The organism is Paraburkholderia translucens, from assembly GCF_020881035.1.
GTDB classification, from domain to species: Bacteria; Pseudomonadota; Gammaproteobacteria; order Burkholderiales; family Burkholderiaceae; genus Paraburkholderia; species Paraburkholderia translucens.
This window is the reverse complement of the sequence record NZ_JAJITC010000012.1, coordinates 1-14973: the sequence shown is the minus strand read 5'-3', so window position 1 is coordinate 14973 and position 14973 is coordinate 1. Positions and strand designations below refer to the sequence as shown.

The 14973-nt window shown below is 62.8% G+C and carries 13 protein-coding genes and 3 pseudogenes; 8 read left to right on the top strand and 8 right to left on the bottom strand.

The window, feature by feature from the left end; genetic code table 11:
• Positions 1–139: 139 nt before the first annotated feature.
• The 5 genes from yjfF to LJ655_RS21075 form a co-directional block, all read right to left on the bottom strand.
• Positions 140–1240 carry a galactofuranose ABC transporter, permease protein YjfF gene (gene yjfF / locus LJ655_RS21095; protein WP_230563163.1) on the bottom strand — a complete coding sequence of 367 codons (1101 nt, stop codon included), beginning with the start codon at positions 1238–1240 and terminating at the stop codon, positions 140–142.
• Positions 1237–2280 (bottom strand): ABC transporter permease, encoded by a 1044-nt coding sequence (locus tag LJ655_RS21090; protein ID WP_230563162.1) that lies wholly within the window; start codon positions 2278–2280, stop codon positions 1237–1239. The genes yjfF and LJ655_RS21090 overlap by 4 nt, the downstream gene beginning before the upstream one ends.
• Positions 2277–3911 (bottom strand): sugar ABC transporter ATP-binding protein, encoded by a 1635-nt coding sequence (locus LJ655_RS21085; RefSeq protein ID WP_230563161.1) that lies wholly within the window; start codon positions 3909–3911, stop codon positions 2277–2279. Before LJ655_RS21085 ends, LJ655_RS21090 begins: the two co-directional genes overlap by 4 nt.
• A gap of 192 nt (positions 3912–4103) precedes the next feature.
• Positions 4104–5090 carry an ABC transporter substrate-binding protein gene (locus LJ655_RS21080; RefSeq protein WP_230563160.1) on the bottom strand — a complete coding sequence of 329 codons (987 nt, stop codon included), beginning with the start codon at positions 5088–5090 and terminating at the stop codon, positions 4104–4106.
• Positions 5091–5271: 181 nt separating this feature from the next.
• Positions 5272–5871, bottom strand: coding sequence for an alpha-ketoglutarate-dependent dioxygenase AlkB family protein (locus tag LJ655_RS21075; RefSeq protein ID WP_230563159.1), 600 nt, complete (start codon positions 5869–5871; stop codon positions 5272–5274).
• Between the two features lie 144 nt (positions 5872–6015).
• On the opposite strand from LJ655_RS21075, the gene LJ655_RS21070 reads away from it, so the two are divergent.
• On the top strand, positions 6016–6600 hold the full coding sequence (locus tag LJ655_RS21070) for a malonic semialdehyde reductase (RefSeq protein WP_230563158.1): 585 nt from the start codon (positions 6016–6018) through the stop codon (positions 6598–6600).
• 59 nt (positions 6601–6659) lie between these two features.
• On the opposite strand, the gene LJ655_RS21065 is transcribed toward LJ655_RS21070, so the two are convergent.
• Positions 6660–7007 carry a hypothetical protein gene (locus tag LJ655_RS21065; RefSeq protein WP_230563157.1) on the bottom strand — a complete coding sequence of 116 codons (348 nt, stop codon included), beginning with the start codon at positions 7005–7007 and terminating at the stop codon, positions 6660–6662.
• A 376-nt stretch (positions 7008–7383) separates the two neighbouring features.
• Here LJ655_RS21065 and LJ655_RS21060 point away from each other — a divergent pair, with 376 nt between their 5' ends.
• From LJ655_RS21060 to LJ655_RS21050, 3 genes are all read left to right on the top strand, one after another.
• A complete protein-coding gene (locus LJ655_RS21060; protein WP_230563156.1) occupies positions 7384–8547 on the top strand; it encodes a metallophosphoesterase in 1164 nt (387 codons plus the stop codon).
• Positions 8548–9019: 472 nt separating this feature from the next.
• Positions 9020–9727 (top strand): MgtC/SapB family protein, encoded by a 708-nt coding sequence (locus LJ655_RS21055; protein ID WP_230563155.1) that lies wholly within the window; start codon positions 9020–9022, stop codon positions 9725–9727.
• A gap of 162 nt (positions 9728–9889) precedes the next feature.
• The gene (locus tag LJ655_RS21050) at positions 9890–10144 is read left to right on the top strand and encodes a GlsB/YeaQ/YmgE family stress response membrane protein (protein ID WP_230563154.1); all 255 of its coding nucleotides are present in this window, start codon (positions 9890–9892) and stop codon (positions 10142–10144) included.
• A 22-nt stretch (positions 10145–10166) separates the two neighbouring features.
• On the opposite strand, the pseudogene LJ655_RS21045 reads toward LJ655_RS21050, so the two are convergent.
• Positions 10167–10969: pseudogene (locus tag LJ655_RS21045) on the bottom strand (acetyl-CoA hydrolase/transferase C-terminal domain-containing protein); the annotation flags it as partial.
• An 88-nt stretch (positions 10970–11057) separates the two neighbouring features.
• Here LJ655_RS21045 and tnpA point away from each other — a divergent pair.
• Genes tnpA through tnpC form a run of 3 tightly spaced genes read left to right on the top strand, consistent with a single transcriptional unit; the run spans position 11058 to position 13515 of the window.
• Complete coding sequence (tnpA, locus tag LJ655_RS21040) at positions 11058–11525, top strand: IS66-like element accessory protein TnpA (RefSeq protein ID WP_230563153.1); 468 nt, start codon at positions 11058–11060, stop codon at positions 11523–11525.
• On the top strand, positions 11525–11878 hold the full coding sequence (gene tnpB, locus LJ655_RS21035; protein ID WP_230563152.1) for an IS66 family insertion sequence element accessory protein TnpB: 354 nt from the start codon (positions 11525–11527) through the stop codon (positions 11876–11878). Before tnpA ends, tnpB begins: the two co-directional genes overlap by 1 nt.
• A 53-nt stretch (positions 11879–11931) precedes the next feature.
• Positions 11932–13515, top strand: a complete 1584-nt coding sequence (tnpC, locus tag LJ655_RS21030; protein ID WP_230563151.1) for an IS66 family transposase — start codon at positions 11932–11934, stop codon at positions 13513–13515.
• 54 nt (positions 13516–13569) lie between these two features.
• On the opposite strand, the pseudogene LJ655_RS21025 reads toward tnpC, so the two are convergent.
• Positions 13570–13975: pseudogene (locus LJ655_RS21025) on the bottom strand (sugar phosphate isomerase family); the annotation flags it as partial.
• A gap of 398 nt (positions 13976–14373) precedes the next feature.
• Here LJ655_RS21025 and LJ655_RS21020 point away from each other — a divergent pair.
• Positions 14374–14712 (top strand): annotated as a pseudogene (locus LJ655_RS21020) (LysR substrate-binding domain-containing protein); the annotation flags it as partial.
• Positions 14713–14973: the final 261 nt, after the last annotated feature.

The window sequence follows — 14973 nt, the reverse complement described above, 5'->3', positions numbered from 1 at the left end:
CGTGCCGTCTATGCGAAACGCATCGGGTGCAGTGGCGCGGTTCGGCGGCCACTGCGTGACAGGCGGCGTCTGATGGGGACGGGGATGCGGCGCGCCCAGCGCCGGGCCGCCGCGGTTTGAAGCGATGGAAGGACGCGCCCTAGCCCGGCGCCCTTCCCAACACCTGCGAATCCGACGACGACGCCGCCGTCGAGGTCTCCTCGTGCCCCTGCGCATGTCCCGTCGTTGCGATCGCACCGGTACCGCCGAGCCGGCCGATCGACTTCGCGTGCCGCTCGATCAAGCGCTGCAGCAGACAGAACGCGCACAGCAGCGCACCGATCACGATCCGCGTCCACCACGAACTGAGCGTGCCGTCGAATGTAATCAGCGTCTGAATCGTGCCGAGAATGCCGACGCCGAACAGCGAGCCGAGAACGTATCCGACGCCGCCGGTCAGCAGCGTGCCGCCAATCACCGTCGCCGCGATTGCATCGAGCTCCATGCCCTGCCCTTGCAGTCCATAACCCGACAGCACATAGAACGTGAACACCGCACCGCCGAGGGCCGAACAGAAACCGCTCAGCGCATACACGCCGATCCGCGTCTGGCCGACCGGCAACCCCATCAGCAGCGCCGAGCGCGGGTTGCCGCCGACCGCATACACGTTGCGTCCGAAGCGCGTGTAATGCGCGACGTAAATCGCAGCGGCGAGGGTCGCGAGCGCGATCAGCACGTTCGCCGATACCGAACCGACGCCGAGACTGAGACGATACGCGGAGATCGCCTTGAACGTCGGATCGGTGATCGTGATCGACTGTGTCGTGATCAGGAAGCACAGGCCACGCGCGAAAAACATCCCCGCCAGCGTCACGATGAACGCCTGCAAGCGGAAGTAATGAATGAGCGCGCCCTGCACCGCGCCGAACACGGTGCCCATCAGCAGCACGATCGGAATGACGAGCCATACCGACACATGCATGTGCTCGGACAGCACGGCCTCGACGATCGTCGTCAGCGCGACGATGGAGCCCACCGACAGATCGATACCGCCCGACACGATCACGAACGTCATCCCGATCGCGACGATCAGCAGGAACGCGTTGTCGACGAGCAGATCGAGCAACACCTGCCAGGAGAAGAAACCGGTGTACATCACCGAGCCAAAGCCGAACAACGCGCAGAACAGCAGGATCGTCACCGCGATCGGCAGCGTGCGCGGATCGACCACGCGTGCGAGTGCTTCGAGAACGCGCGTCATCGTGCCACCTCACGCGATTTGACGAGCGACGCGCCGAACGACACCGCGAGCGCGCGCGCCGCCGGCGACTGGATCACGCTGACCGCGAGCACCACGGCCGCCTTGACGACGAGCGTCGCCTCCGGCGGCACGCCGATCGAATACGTCGTATACGTGAGTGTCTGAATAATCAGCGCGCCGAGTATCGTGCCCGCGAAACTGAAGCGGCCGCCGAGCAGCGACGTGCCGCCGAGCGTCACGGCGAGAATGGCGTCGAGTTCGAGCAGCAGGCCCGCGTTGTTGCCGTCCGCGCTACGCACGTTCGAGCTGATCAGGATGCCGGCCAGCGCCGCGGTCAAGCCCGAGAAGCTGTACACCGCGAACACGATCGCCTTCGAGCGCAGGCCCACGAGCCGGGTCGCAACCGGATTCACGCCGATCGCCCGGATGAAGAGTCCGAGCGCCGTTCCCTCCACCAATGCGGCGGTCGCCAGTACGGCCACCGCCGCGATCCACACCGAGAACGGCACGCCGAGCCAGTAGCCGCCGCCGACGAACAGATAGCCGGGCGCGCCGATCGGAATGATCTGCCCGGCGGTGAGCAGTTGCGCAATGCCGCGGCCCGCGACCATCAGAATCAGCGTCGCGATGATCGGCTGCATGCCGACGAATGCCACTAGCAGCCCGTTCCACATGCCGCTCAATACGCCGACGACGAGCGCCGCCAGCAATGCCTGCGCGATCAGGCCGCCGCTCGGCACGGCCTGCGTCGCGAGAATCTCCGCAGCCGCGGCGCCCGCGATCGCGACCACCGCGCCAACAGAAATGTCGATGCCGCGCGTTGCGATCACGAGCGTCATGCCGATCGCGACGAGCACGAGCGGCGCCGCGCGATTCAGAATGTCGATCGGCGCGCCGAACAGGTGGCCGTCGAGCACGCGCAGCGCAAGAAAATGCGGATTGACCAGCAGATTCAGTCCGCACAGCAACACGAGCGTCACGCACGGCCATAGCAGTGGACGCTCGGCGCCGTCGCGCGCGAACCAGTTCGATAGCTTCATTCGCCGCTCCCTGCGATGAGTCGGTAGATGTTGTCTTCGTTCGATGCGTTACCGGCCACTTCGGCGATCTTGCGGCGATCGCGCAGCACCGCGACGCGGTGGCTCACGCGCAGCACCTCGCTGATCTCGGACGAGATGAACAGGACGGACAGCCCGTTCGCGCATAGCGCGAGCAGCCGGTCCATGATGTCGAACTTCGCGGCGACGTCGATGCCGCGAGTCGGCTCGTCGAGAATCAGCAGTTTCGGATCGGTCGCGAGCCAGCGTGCGAGCAGCGCCTTCTGCTGGTTGCCGCCGGATAGCAAAGCGATAGGCTGCTCGGCGTCGGATGCCTTGATGCCGAGCCGCTCGATCCACACATCGGCCAATTCACGCGCACGCTGCCGGCTGATCTTGCGCCACCAGCCGCGCCGCGCCTGCAACGCGAGCACGATGTTCTCGCGGATCGACAACTCACCGACGATACCCTCCTTCTTGCGGTCTTCCGCGCAATAGCCGATGCCATGGCGCACCGCGTCGTGCGGCGAGCGCAGCCGCACGACGCGCCCGTTGACGACGATCGTGCCGCTGTCGGCGCGGTCGGCGCCGAACAACAGGCGCGCGGTTTCGGTGCGGCCCGAGCCGAGCAGCCCCGCGAGGCCGAGAATCTTGCCCGACTGCACTTCGAGATCGATCGGCTGCAACGTGCCGCGCCGGCCGACGCCGCGCAACTCGACGAACGGCCGCTCGGCCGTTGCGTCGCGTGTCTCCGCGTGGTCTTGCGCGATTTCCTGGAGATCGTCGGCCGCCTGCCCTTCATGCGCCGCTTCGCGCAGACGCGCGCTCATGCGCTCGTGGCCGACCATCTTCGCGACCAGTTGATCCGCGGGCAGATCGCGCGCGAGATATTCGCCTTCGCGTTCGCCGTTGCGCATCACCGTGATGCGATCGGAGATCGCATAGGTCTGCTCGATGAAGTGCGTGACGAACAGGATCGCGATGCCAGATTGCTTAAGATGCCGAAGAATTTTGAAAAGCTGTGCGACTTCACCGTCGTCCAGGCTCGAGGTCGGTTCGTCGAGAATCAATACGCGTGCGTCAACGGACAACGCTCGCGCGATCGCGACCATCTGTTGCACGGCGATCGGATAGGCGTCGAGCGAGCGCGTGACGTCGAGCGACACGTCGAGGCGCGCGAGCGCTTGCTGGGCACGGCGCTTGATGTCGGCCCAGTCGATCGCGCCGAAGCGGCGCGGTTGCCGGCCCGCGAAGATGTTCTCCGCGACCGACAGATTCGGGCACAGGTTCACTTCCTGGTACAGCGTGCGCACGCCTGCCGCCTCGGCTTCCTGGGGGGACGCAAAGGCGACCACCTCGCCGCCCAGGCGGATCGTGCCGGCATCGGGTGCGAGCACGCCTGTGAGTACGTTGATCAAGGTGGATTTGCCGGCGCCGTTCTGGCCCATCAGCGTATGGACCTCGCCGGGAAACAGGCGAAAGTCGACGCGCTGCAGCGCCTTCACGCCCGGAAATGTCTTGCTGACGCCGGAGGTCTCCAGAATGGGTTCGCGCGCGCTCACGCCATTCCGTGGGCTGGGTGCGCCCGGCGTGCCGCGCTCCGGCTGATTTGATTCGGTTGCTGAATGGGTCATGGACCTCGCTCGATCGGCTATGCGTGATTCGGCAGGTTCCAGCGGCATCCTCCTGAAAAGAGACCGCCCGCTGCCGAAGCAGCCCGGGCGGTCAGGCACCACTGGAGAAACCTGTTCGATGAGTCCGTACTGCGCATCTCCTTCGCGCTGTGAGCCCGTTGGCCCCAGCGCCTGAAGACCGCACGCGCCGCGTCAGTACTTACGTGACGGCAGCGTTTGCGCGGCCACGCTCATCGGGAAGACGGTCTCCTGAGTCAGGATGCGCTTGGGCAGCGGCTTGCCAGCCACCACGTCTTTCACCGCCGACATCAGCTGCGGTCCGAGCAGCGGGCTGCATTCCACGTCGACGTTCATCTTGCCTGCTGCCATCGCCTGGAAGCCGCCCTTCGTCGCGTCGAACGAAACCACGACGATGTCCTTGCCCGGATGCATGCCGGCTTCTTCCATCGCCTGAATCGCGCCGAGCGCCATGTCGTCGTTATGAGCATAGACGACGTTGATCTTGTTGCCGTAGGTCTTGATGAACGCTTCCATCACCTGCTTGCCGCCGGCGAGCGTGAAGTCGCCGCTTTGCGACGCGATGATCTTGAACTTCGGATCGTTCTTGATCACTTCGATCAGACCCGCGTGGCGGTCGTTGGCAGGGGCGGAGCCGACGGTGCCCTGCAGTTCGGCGATATTGATCGGGCCTTTGTCGTCCTTGTAGTGGTCCGCGAGCCATTTGCCGCCGCGCCGTCCTTCTTCGAGGAAGTCCGAGCCGATCATCGTCACGTACAGCGAGGTGTCCTTCACGTCGATGTTGCGGTCGGTCAGGATCACCGGAATTTTCGCGGCTTTAGCTTCGAGCAGCACCGGTTCCCATCCCGATTCGACGACCGGCGAGAACGCGATCACGTCGACCTTCTGCGCGATATACGAGCGGATCGCCTTGATCTGGTTTTCCTGTTTCTGCTGAGCGTCGGAGAATTTGAGGTTGATGCCGGCATCCGCCGCCGCCGACTTCACCGATTCGGTATTCGCGGTGCGCCATGCGCTTTCCGCGCCGACCTGCGCAAAACCGAGCGTAATTTTCTTGTCCTCGGCATGTGCGCCGCGCGTGGCCAGCGTCAGCGCTCCGAGACTCGCGGAAAGCGCGAGCGCGCCCAGAGCGCGGCACGCTGCACGTCGTGTATTCGCCATGACAGTCTCCAATCGTTGTTGTGTAGATGACCCAGTGGTCTGCCCGGCCCTAGCGGCCCTCACGGTGTCTGGATCGTGATGTAGCGTACTGTGCGACGCGTTAACCGTCCAATCATATGATTCGCGCCCTCGATATCAATTTTGATATAGCGCGGCGCTCCGCGGATGGCTGCTGCGTGTTTCAGGTGGGCGCGGCTCTCGGGGTGACCCAGCGAAACGTCAAATTGATGCGCTCGCCGCTCACGCGCGGCTCCTTCGGCACCCGATGACGCCACTGCGCCTGGGTATCGCCCTTCATCACGAGCAGGCTGCCGCCTTTCAGCGAGAACGAATGCACCACGCCGCTGCGGTTGTGCCGCAGATCGAACGTGCGCGCGACGCCGAGGCTCACCGACGCGATCACCGGTTGCCTGCCGAGCTCCGGTTCGCGGTCCGCGTGCCAGCCCATGCTGTCGGCGCCGCTGCGATAACGATTCAGCAGTACGCTGTTAAAACGCGCGCCACTGGTCGCCTCGACGGCGGCTTTCAGTTCCGCGACGGCGGGCGTCCACGCTTGCGGCACGTTGCGGATGCCCGAGTAAACGTACACCGCGTCCGGCTCACCCTGCCATGCGGTCAGACGCGGCAGTGCAACACGGCCGCCAGGTGTGCCCATCATGTCCTGGCGCCATTGCACTTCGTCGATCAGACGGGTCAGCAGGCGTTCTGCCACCCCCGCTTCGAGCCAGTCGGGAAACCAGTCGACGTCGGGCGCGGGCAGGTCGTTGAAAAGGTCGGTCATTGGAATGTGGGGATGCAAGCGGGCGCGGAAATACGCCTTGGCTATTATGGCGACAACGGCACGCCAGGTGATTCACGCGCGTTGCTCTTTCATTCGACGCGACTCTCTGCGCGTTCCCTCTTTCCTTTCGCAGGGGCCACTTTCATGACACTTTCCGATCAGGCGCTCGCACAACTCTTTCGAGAAGCGCGTACACACAACGGCTGGCAAAACAAGCCAATCGACGACGCCGTGTTGCGCCATCTGACCGAACTCGTACTGCTTGGCCCGACCTCGGCCAATTCGAGCCCGGGGCGCTTCGTGTTCGTCAAGACGCCGGAGGGCAAGGAAAAACTGCGCCCGGCGCTGTCGGCCGGCAATCTCGAGAAGACGATGGCCGCGCCGGTCACGGTGATCGTCGGCATGGACATGGCCTTCTACGAGCATCTGCCCAAGCTCTTTCCTCATGTGGATGCACGCAGTTGGTTTGCCGGCAACGAGCGGTTGATCGCGGATACGGCATTTCGCAACTCGACGCTGCAAGGCGGCTATATGATTCTTGCCGCGCGTGCGCTCGGCCTCGATACCGGGCCGATGTCCGGCTTCGATGCGGCCAAGGTCGACGAAGCGTTCTTTGCGGGCACGACCGTGAAGACGAACTTCCTGATCAATCTTGGCTATGGCGATCCGTCAAAGCTGTTTGCGCGCAGCCCGCGTTTTTCGTTCGACGAAGCGGCACGCATAGTGTGAGGGTGCGTTGATGACGGATGGCGCGGCGGCTGTCGCGCCGCGCGTTCGGTGAAATCGCGTCAGGTCAGCACCGCGATATAGAACACCACGGTGCCGATCAGCGCGCCGATGAAGCAGAAGCCCTCTTCGGCTTCGTCGCCATTCGAGCGCAGCCATGCGCCGACCGCGCCGAACAGTCCCGCGATGCCGAGCGCGACGCACGCCATCACGACGTCGAATAGCGCGCTTTTGCCGAGTTCGGAAAAATCGATGCCGCGCACGCCAAAGTAGAGCGCGACGGCCATCAGCGAGATGCCGACGAGCGGCAACATCACATGACTGCCCTCGTAGCCGACGTGGTGCTCATGATGAACATGATGCGCGTCGTCCGCGTGATGCCACAGGTGGCCCGATTTGAGTAGTTTCATGGTGTGCCTCCCCCGCCCGATCTTTCCCGGCGACAGAACCAGTCGCGGCCGAAGCATTGCTGCGCTGGCCTGGCAACAAGCTCGCTTGCTTCAAGCATAGCGCAGACATCAATGCAACTCAAAGCCCATTTAATTCGCTTGCATAGGCATTGAAATGCCAGGCTCGCCGCCGGTCTGATCATGTAGCAAGCATGGATCGCGCCAGCACCCGCGAATCTCGTCATGAGAAGATCGGACGCCTTTCGGCCACGTGTCGTGCGGTGCGGGAGCATGAATTTTGCGGACGCGGCAAGCGACTGAGCATGTCGGTACAATAATTCGCCACGTTGTCGCTGATGCCGGCCAATCGGCCCCCTTCCCGCCCCCGATCCTCTATATGCGACGTTCATCGTTTCTTGTCCGCGTCATCCTGATCGGCATCCTGCTGCATATCTACGTCGGCTTGCGCCTGATTCCTGACATGCCGATCGACGGCGTCGGCCGCGGACTGTGCGTGCTGTGGCTCGTGCTATCGGTCTACATTATCCCCGTCGGCATGATGGCGCGCGGCTTCAAGCGCCAGCCGCTCGGCGACCGGCTCGCGTGGGTCGGCCTGCTCGCGTTGGGTTTCTTCTCCTCGCTGCTGGTGCTGACGTTCGCGCGCGACATCGTCCTGGCGTCGCTGCTGACGATCGACGCACTCCGGCCGAACACGCTCGCGATCGCCCGATGGCGCATGGACTCGGCAGCGGCGGTGCCGCTGCTCGCGTTGGTGTCGACGCTGATCGGTCTGTTCAACGCGCGCCGTCGCGCGCGCGTCGTTACGATCGAAGTGCCGATCGACGATCTGCCTGCCGCCCTCGAAGGTTTCACGATCGTGCAGATCAGTGACATCCATGTCGGCCCAACGATCAAGGGCCGCTACGTCGATGCGATCGTCGACGCGGTGAATCGGCTGAAGCCGGATCTGATCGCGGTGACGGGCGATGTCGTCGATGGCAGCGTGCCGCAGCTAAGCCGGCATACACAGCCGCTATCGCGACTCGCCGCGCGGCACGGCGCGTTTCTCGTGACCGGCAATCACGAGTACTACTCCGGCGCGAACTCGTGGATCGCCGAATTCCGCCGGCTCGGCTTGCGGGTGCTGCTGAACGAACACGTCATCGTCGATCATGACGGCGCGCGCGCCGTGATCGCCGGCGTCACCGACTACTCGGCTGGCCATCACGACCCTGCGCATCGCAGCGACCCGGCCGCAGCGCTCGCGGGCGCACCGGGCGACGTGCTGATCAGGGTGCTGCTCGCGCACCAGCCACGCTCGGCCGAAGCGGCGGCGGCGGCCGGGTTCACGCTGCAGTTGTCCGGTCATACGCACGGCGGTCAGTTCTTTCCGTGGAATTTCTTTGTGCGTCTGCAACAGCCGTTTACCGCAGGGCTCGCGCGCCTGAACGGGCTATGGGTTTATACGAGCCGGGGCACAGGCTATTGGGGACCGCCGAAGCGACTCGGTGCACCTTCGGAAATCACGCGTTTGAGACTCGTTGCGGGAGAACCGGATTGAAGTCATTATTCGGAGTCCGCATTGATTCGTTGTGATTCCTCTGTAATGCGGCTATAGCAAAGTGACGTCTGCCCCACTATCGATTGTGGCTTGACTAAACTTTGCACTGCCTCATAAAATTCGCGCAATTCTTTTAACCGGAATCACGATCTTGGACAGTAGCTGTTGTACGAGCCGAGCATCGATTTGCCCGCACGCCTGAGCGGCAGGATTTCCGCGCCAGGCTTCCCTGTCGCCGTCCTGCCCACGGGCTCGATGGCGCACGTCGTTCTCATTTCATTCTCATTCGCGTACTGTCGGTGAAGCGCAGCGTGGCTCGATGCCATGCCGATGCCGCACGCTGCGGGCTGCGCGCGCGGATTTATCCGCTTATGCCCGCCCGCACGCTTTCACCGCGCACGAGGTAGACGGCGTGGCGTTCTCACGCGTAGGCTTCAGACTGCGCCGCCGCGCACGCCAACCTTTCTGAACGATGACACTCGAATTCTTCCTGCGGCTTTTCACCGCCTTTGCTTGCGGCGTCGCGATCGGCCTCGAACGACAGATGCGCCAGCGTACTGCCGGCCTGCGCACCATCACGCTCGTCGCGAGCGGCGCCTGCCTGTTCGTCACGCTTGGCGTGTTGACTGGCAACGGCATCAGCGGCATCACGCAGATCGCCGCCTACGTGGTGTCCGGCGTCGGCTTTCTCGGCGGCGGCGTCATCATGCGCGACAAAGGCTCGATTCAGGGGATCAACACCGCGGCGACGCTGTGGTGCTCGGCGGCCGTCGGCGTATTGAGCGGCGCGGGACACTACGGACCGGCGCTCGCGGGCACCGCGGTCGTGCTGCTGACCAACACCGCGCTGCGCGAAGTGAGCCGGATGATCAACCAGACGCCGGTCTCAAACGCCGACCTCGTCCGCGAGTACATGCTGATGATCGTGTGCCGCGAAGCTGACGAAATCCACATTCGCACCGCGATCTCCAACTCGATGTACTCGACGCCGCTGTCGTTCCAGAGCCTGACGAGCGAAGATGTCGAGGACGAGCCGGGCCGCATTCGCGTGACGGCGACGTTGAAGCTGCATCCGAAGGATCAATCGAAGCTCGAACAGATGGCGAGTCGCCTGAGCATGGAAAAGAGTGTGTCGAGCGTCAGTTGGACCGCGCGAGAAGCGGAGCCCACGCCCGAGTGAAGCGCGGCGCGTAAGTTCCCTCCGTTCGCGCGCATCGTCTACACTTAGCTTGCAGCAGATTCAGATAGTGTTAATTCCGCGCCCTGATCAGGGACTGTCCCATAACTTTCGACTAAGCTCTATCAGCGTGATTTCTTCACACTCAACCATGGAGTCTCGAATATGGAACACGGCATCATCGCATGGATCATCATCGGCGCGATTGCAGGCTGGCTCGCGGGTGTGCTGGTCAAGGGCGGCGGCTTCGGCCTGATCGTCGACATCATCGTCGGGATCGTCGGCGCGTTCATCGGCGGCTGGCTCGCCGGCGTGCTGCATATCTCGCTCGGCAGCGGCTGGATCGGCTCGATCATTACCGCGGTGATCGGCGCGGTCATTCTGCTGTTTATTATCCGGCTCGTGCGACGAGGTTCCTGAGCACGGCATCCGGTATCGTGAAGTGTTCGCAATGCGGCACCATCGGCACGATGCTCGAAATGCGGCCGTCCTTCGCGGTCAATTTGCTCGCAAACACCGCGCATGACGCATCGCGCGCAAAGTCGCCGGAGCCGCCATTCCGTTCATCATTTGCGTGCCGCCCACACGCGTCGAATTCACGTTGCCGTAGATATCGAATTCGAGCGCGGTATCGAGTGCGGTATTGAGCGCGATCAATCCGAGCCGGCGAACCACTTCGGGATGGTTACTGACTTCCTGCGAACGCAGCACGAGCCGGTCGCGATATCGCCCGATTTCGCCGAATATCTGCGCCTGCCGCGGGGCCGAAAGCGTGAGCGAGGCGCCGGACGAGAACGCGACCTTACCGGCATCCATCAGAGCGAACGTCGAATCCTGCAGGATGTCTGAGTAAATCTCACAGACATCGAAAGGGGAATCGGTGAAACCTGTTAGTACCGCATTCGCGATCTTGCCGATGCCTGCCTGCGGCGGCGCCAATTGCTTGTGCATGCGGCGACGCGTCACTTCTTGCTGGAAAAACCTGATCAGATGACCGGCAATCGATGCAGTCTCGCGATCCGCGGGCAGCACTGTTGACGATCTGTCGGCCATGTCGGTCATTACATCGCCGCGGTTTTCTCGGGCGGAATGTCGATAGCGGGCGGGCCGATGCGGTCCGAGCGGCCGTGCAAGGTTGATCTCGACGATGACCTTGTCCGCGAGAATCGCGAAGCTTGCCCAATTGCCGATCGACGTCTTCAGCACGATGCCGCCGCTCTCCGTGATCGCGGCCGCTTCGATGATTGGTAAGCGCACAATTTCCCCCACCTAGCTTTTGCGTCCAGCAAGATCCACGATTGCGTCCGCAACCCCTAACTTGCGGACGCAATTTATGACCCAGGATGACCTTTCGTTTTTGCCTTTGCGGGTGACCCGCGTGGGCGTGGGCGGCAAGCGTAGCTTCGATCCTATGGACAAGCGACGGCTGGTGGAAGCCTGCGAGCAGCCAGGTGCGTCATTGTCTGGCCTGGCGTTGAAGGCCGGGGTGAACGCCAACCAGTTGCGTAAATGGGTTCGGCTGCACCGGCAGGCGCAAACGCGCGCGAGTAACGACGACATGGCTGCTTCACCGTCGGTGTTCGTGCCGGTCATCGCGATCTCCGATCCGGCGCCCGCGCCTGCCACGGTGCATTCGGGGCGCGTGCAGTCAGAACCGCAGCCATCGCCTCTGTCTTCGCGCTCGCCGACATCCGCATGGCTCTCGGCCCAGTTGCCTAATGGCGTGAAGCTCGAGCTCGAATGTTCGGAGCGCGACACCGCTCTTGTGAGCGCCATGATCGCGGCATTGGGGCTGCGCTGATGTTTCGCTTTGAGGCTGATGTGAGGGTGTTTCTGCACCGCGAGCCGATCGACTTCCGGGCAGGCATCAACAGTCTGGTGACGCTGGTGGAGCAATCCATGCAACTGGATCCGTTTGCGCGTGCCGTCTACGCTTTCCACAACCGCAGACGTAACCGGATCAAGCTGCTGCTTTACGAGCGCAACGGCTTCTGGCTAATGCTGCGACGTCTCGAGGAAGATCACTTCATCTGGCCGCGCCAGCAACAGGCGGTAATCGAGCTGACTACCGAGCAGCTACGCTGGCTGCTTGAGGGCATCGACATTGAGGCAATGCGCCGGCATCCGGCGCGGCCGTACCGCCATGCCAGCTGATGTTACAAATCTCCGTAAACCTGTAGCGCATTGCATTCGACTATCCTGGGAGCATGAATGAAGACGACTTCTCCCGGTTGCCGCCCGCCGCCCAGGCCTATATCCGTGAACTTGAGTCACGTAACCGTCAGCTTGGCGAACGCATCGCCCAGCTGGAGGAACAGTTCCGCCTGGCACAGAGCAAGCGCTTCGCGCCCAGCAGCGAGAAGCTGCGTGATCGAGTCTTCGACGAGGCTGAACAGATCGCTGCCACTGAAGCGCATGACGATGACGTCGCGGCCGACACCTTCACGCTGCCCGAGACTGGCTTGCCGGATGTGCCGCAACCGACACCGCGCAGTCCTGGACGCAAACCGCTGCCGGCGCATCTGCCACGTCAGCGCATCGAATACGATCTGCCCGATGACCAGAAGATATGTCCGTGCTGCGCACACGAGCTTCATCGTATGGGCGAAGAGATCAGCGAACAGCTGCATATCGAGGTGAAGGCGTCTGTGCTGCAGCATGTGCGTTTCAAGTACGCATGCAGGCATTGCGAGCGCCACGCCGAACGCACGCCGGCGATCACCACACCGATGCCGCCGCAGCCATTGCCGGGCAGCAATGCGAGTGCCGCGATGATCGCCACCGTGACGGCCGGCAAGTATGTCGACGGAACGCCGCTATACCGGATGGCTAACGCATTGGGTCGCGCCGACATCGAAGTCGGACGCGGCACGCTGGCGAACTGGATCATCCGGCCCGCTGAGCTGCACTATAGCCGGCTCTTTGAGGCCTTGCGCAGGACGCTGCTGTCTCAGTCACTGATTCACGGCGACGAGACAACAGTGCAGGTACTCAAGGAACCTGGCCGCGCCGCGCAGAGCACGTCGTATATGTGGGTCTACCGTAGTGCCGAAGACTGTGCGCAGCCGGTCGTGCTGTTCGACTACCGGCCGGGGCGGGGGCAGGAATATCCTCAGGCGTTCCTCGCCGGCTACAAAGGCCTGCTGATGACAGACGGATACGCCGCCTGGCGCACGCTCAAAGGCCCCACCCACCTGGGCTGCCTGGCTCATGCGCGCCGAGGCTTCGTCGACGCGCTCAAGGGCATGAAGAAACCGGGCGGCCGTGCTGCGCAGGCGCTGGAATACTTCAAGGCGCTGTACCAGGTCGAGGCGCTCGCCAAAGCTGATCTGCCCGAAGGCGAGACGCACGTTGAATATACGCACCGGCTGCGTCAGCAACACAGCGTGCCACTACTTGAAGCGCTCAGACAGTGGCTGGACGAACAGGCGCCGCAGGTCCTGCCAGAAAGTCTGCTGGGCAAGGCGATCTCATACACGCGCAACCAGTGGGCGTATCTGTGTCGCTACGTGAGCGACGGGCGGGCTCCAGTTGACAATAATGTCATCGAACGCGACATCCGCCCATTCTGTACAGGCAGGGCTTCGTGGCTGTTCAGTGACACGGTTGCCGGCGCGAAGGCGAGCGCCGTGATCTACAGCCTTATGCTGACCTGCAGGGCCTGCAACGTCGAACCCTACGCCTATCTCGTGCACGTCCTTACCGAATTGCCGAAGCGCGCATCGGACGCCGACGTGACTGATCTCTTGCCGTTCAACTTCGCAAAGCTCACCGTCGCTCCTCGAGCTTGATCTGCCCGACACATCTACCTTCGCGCACGTTTCCAACCTCAGTGTGCTAAATCGCGCGCTTACGATGATTGCGACATCGAGCTTGCCGAGCTGGTTCGCGCGCAACATCTCGACCGTCTCCGACCGATATTGATCGGCGAACATTCCTTCGCCGCGATTGATTGCGTCGCGCAGCGTCTTGTCCACCTGAAACTGAAGCCGGCGCGAAAGCACATGTGCTTCGGTCAGCATGCGATCCACGTCATGACCGAGCGAGGCGCGTCGTCATCAACGTGACGCGCAGCGGCTCGCTCCGCTGGCGGACACGCTCGGCAAGCGCGACCGGCACGGCCTTCGCGTCGCCCACGCGCGGGAAGCCGCTTGCGCCAACGCGCATGCCGTCGTGGATCAGGAGCGCCTCGTCGGCGGCCGTGGTGATCATTCCGCGCAGCGCGGCGCAGCGAATGCGGTCTGCGTACATGAACGCGAGTCTCTCCATAGTCGCCAGTTCCGTCTACTGTCGCGCACGTCTGCCATGTGATTCGCTCACTAGGCGGGTGCCGCACCCGCCGCGGCGTCTCGATCTGACAACGTCGCGAACAGGGGCTGGGTCGCATGACATGGTCAAGGACGGGTCTTGCGCGTGATGCAGCTCAGCTGCCCAGGTGGATGTTGCAGAAGCTCATCGGGCCAACGCATTCGTCGGCTTTCGCTTTCCCGCTTCCATATGCTTGCGCGTAGCAACGTTATTGGCGCGCTGGCTTTCCGCTTGCGCAACCTGTTGCTCTTGCGCGGCCGGCGGGGGCTATCTGAAGCGCTCACAGCAAATCCTCGCGGATGTCGATGTTGCGGAAGACGAAGCCAGTTGCGCGCACGAACGTGTATGCGAACATCGCTCAATCATTGATCGCGGCGATCCGCGGGAGCATGGGCATCGGCATGGTGCCGCTTTATACTGCCATTTCAGGATTGCGCGATGGCACGCTGGTGCGCGGGCTGTCGGAACGTACGCTGCAGAAGACGACTGTTTATGCGCTATATCGGTCGCGCCAGTTCATCGATGCGAAGTCGCGTTTTTGGGTCGAATTCCTGTGTTCAGATCGGCCGAAGGTCATTGCGCGCGACGAAGCATTGCTCGCTGAGGTCAGTCAAATGGGATCAGTAGATAGTCCAATACAGCTTGACGCATGCTTTGTACTTCGGGTTGCTACGGAGTAGCGCTAAGAAGGGGCTCGACGCGTGTTGGAGCGCAGATCGTATGCGCAAACAGGTGCTGATAATTCCGCGAATTTGAGAGAGTGCCCGGCAACGGTTCCCGGCCGCGCTTTTGGTTCGTGTTCAGCTGAACCCGTCATCTGACGTTGCCCTCGATTTTCGTATCCGCTAACCGAGCACTTATTATGCCGCTTCCTTTCGCTGTGCGGCGTGCCAGTCTTGTTCAAATTGCATCGGACTGACGTAATTCAACGTCGAGTGCAA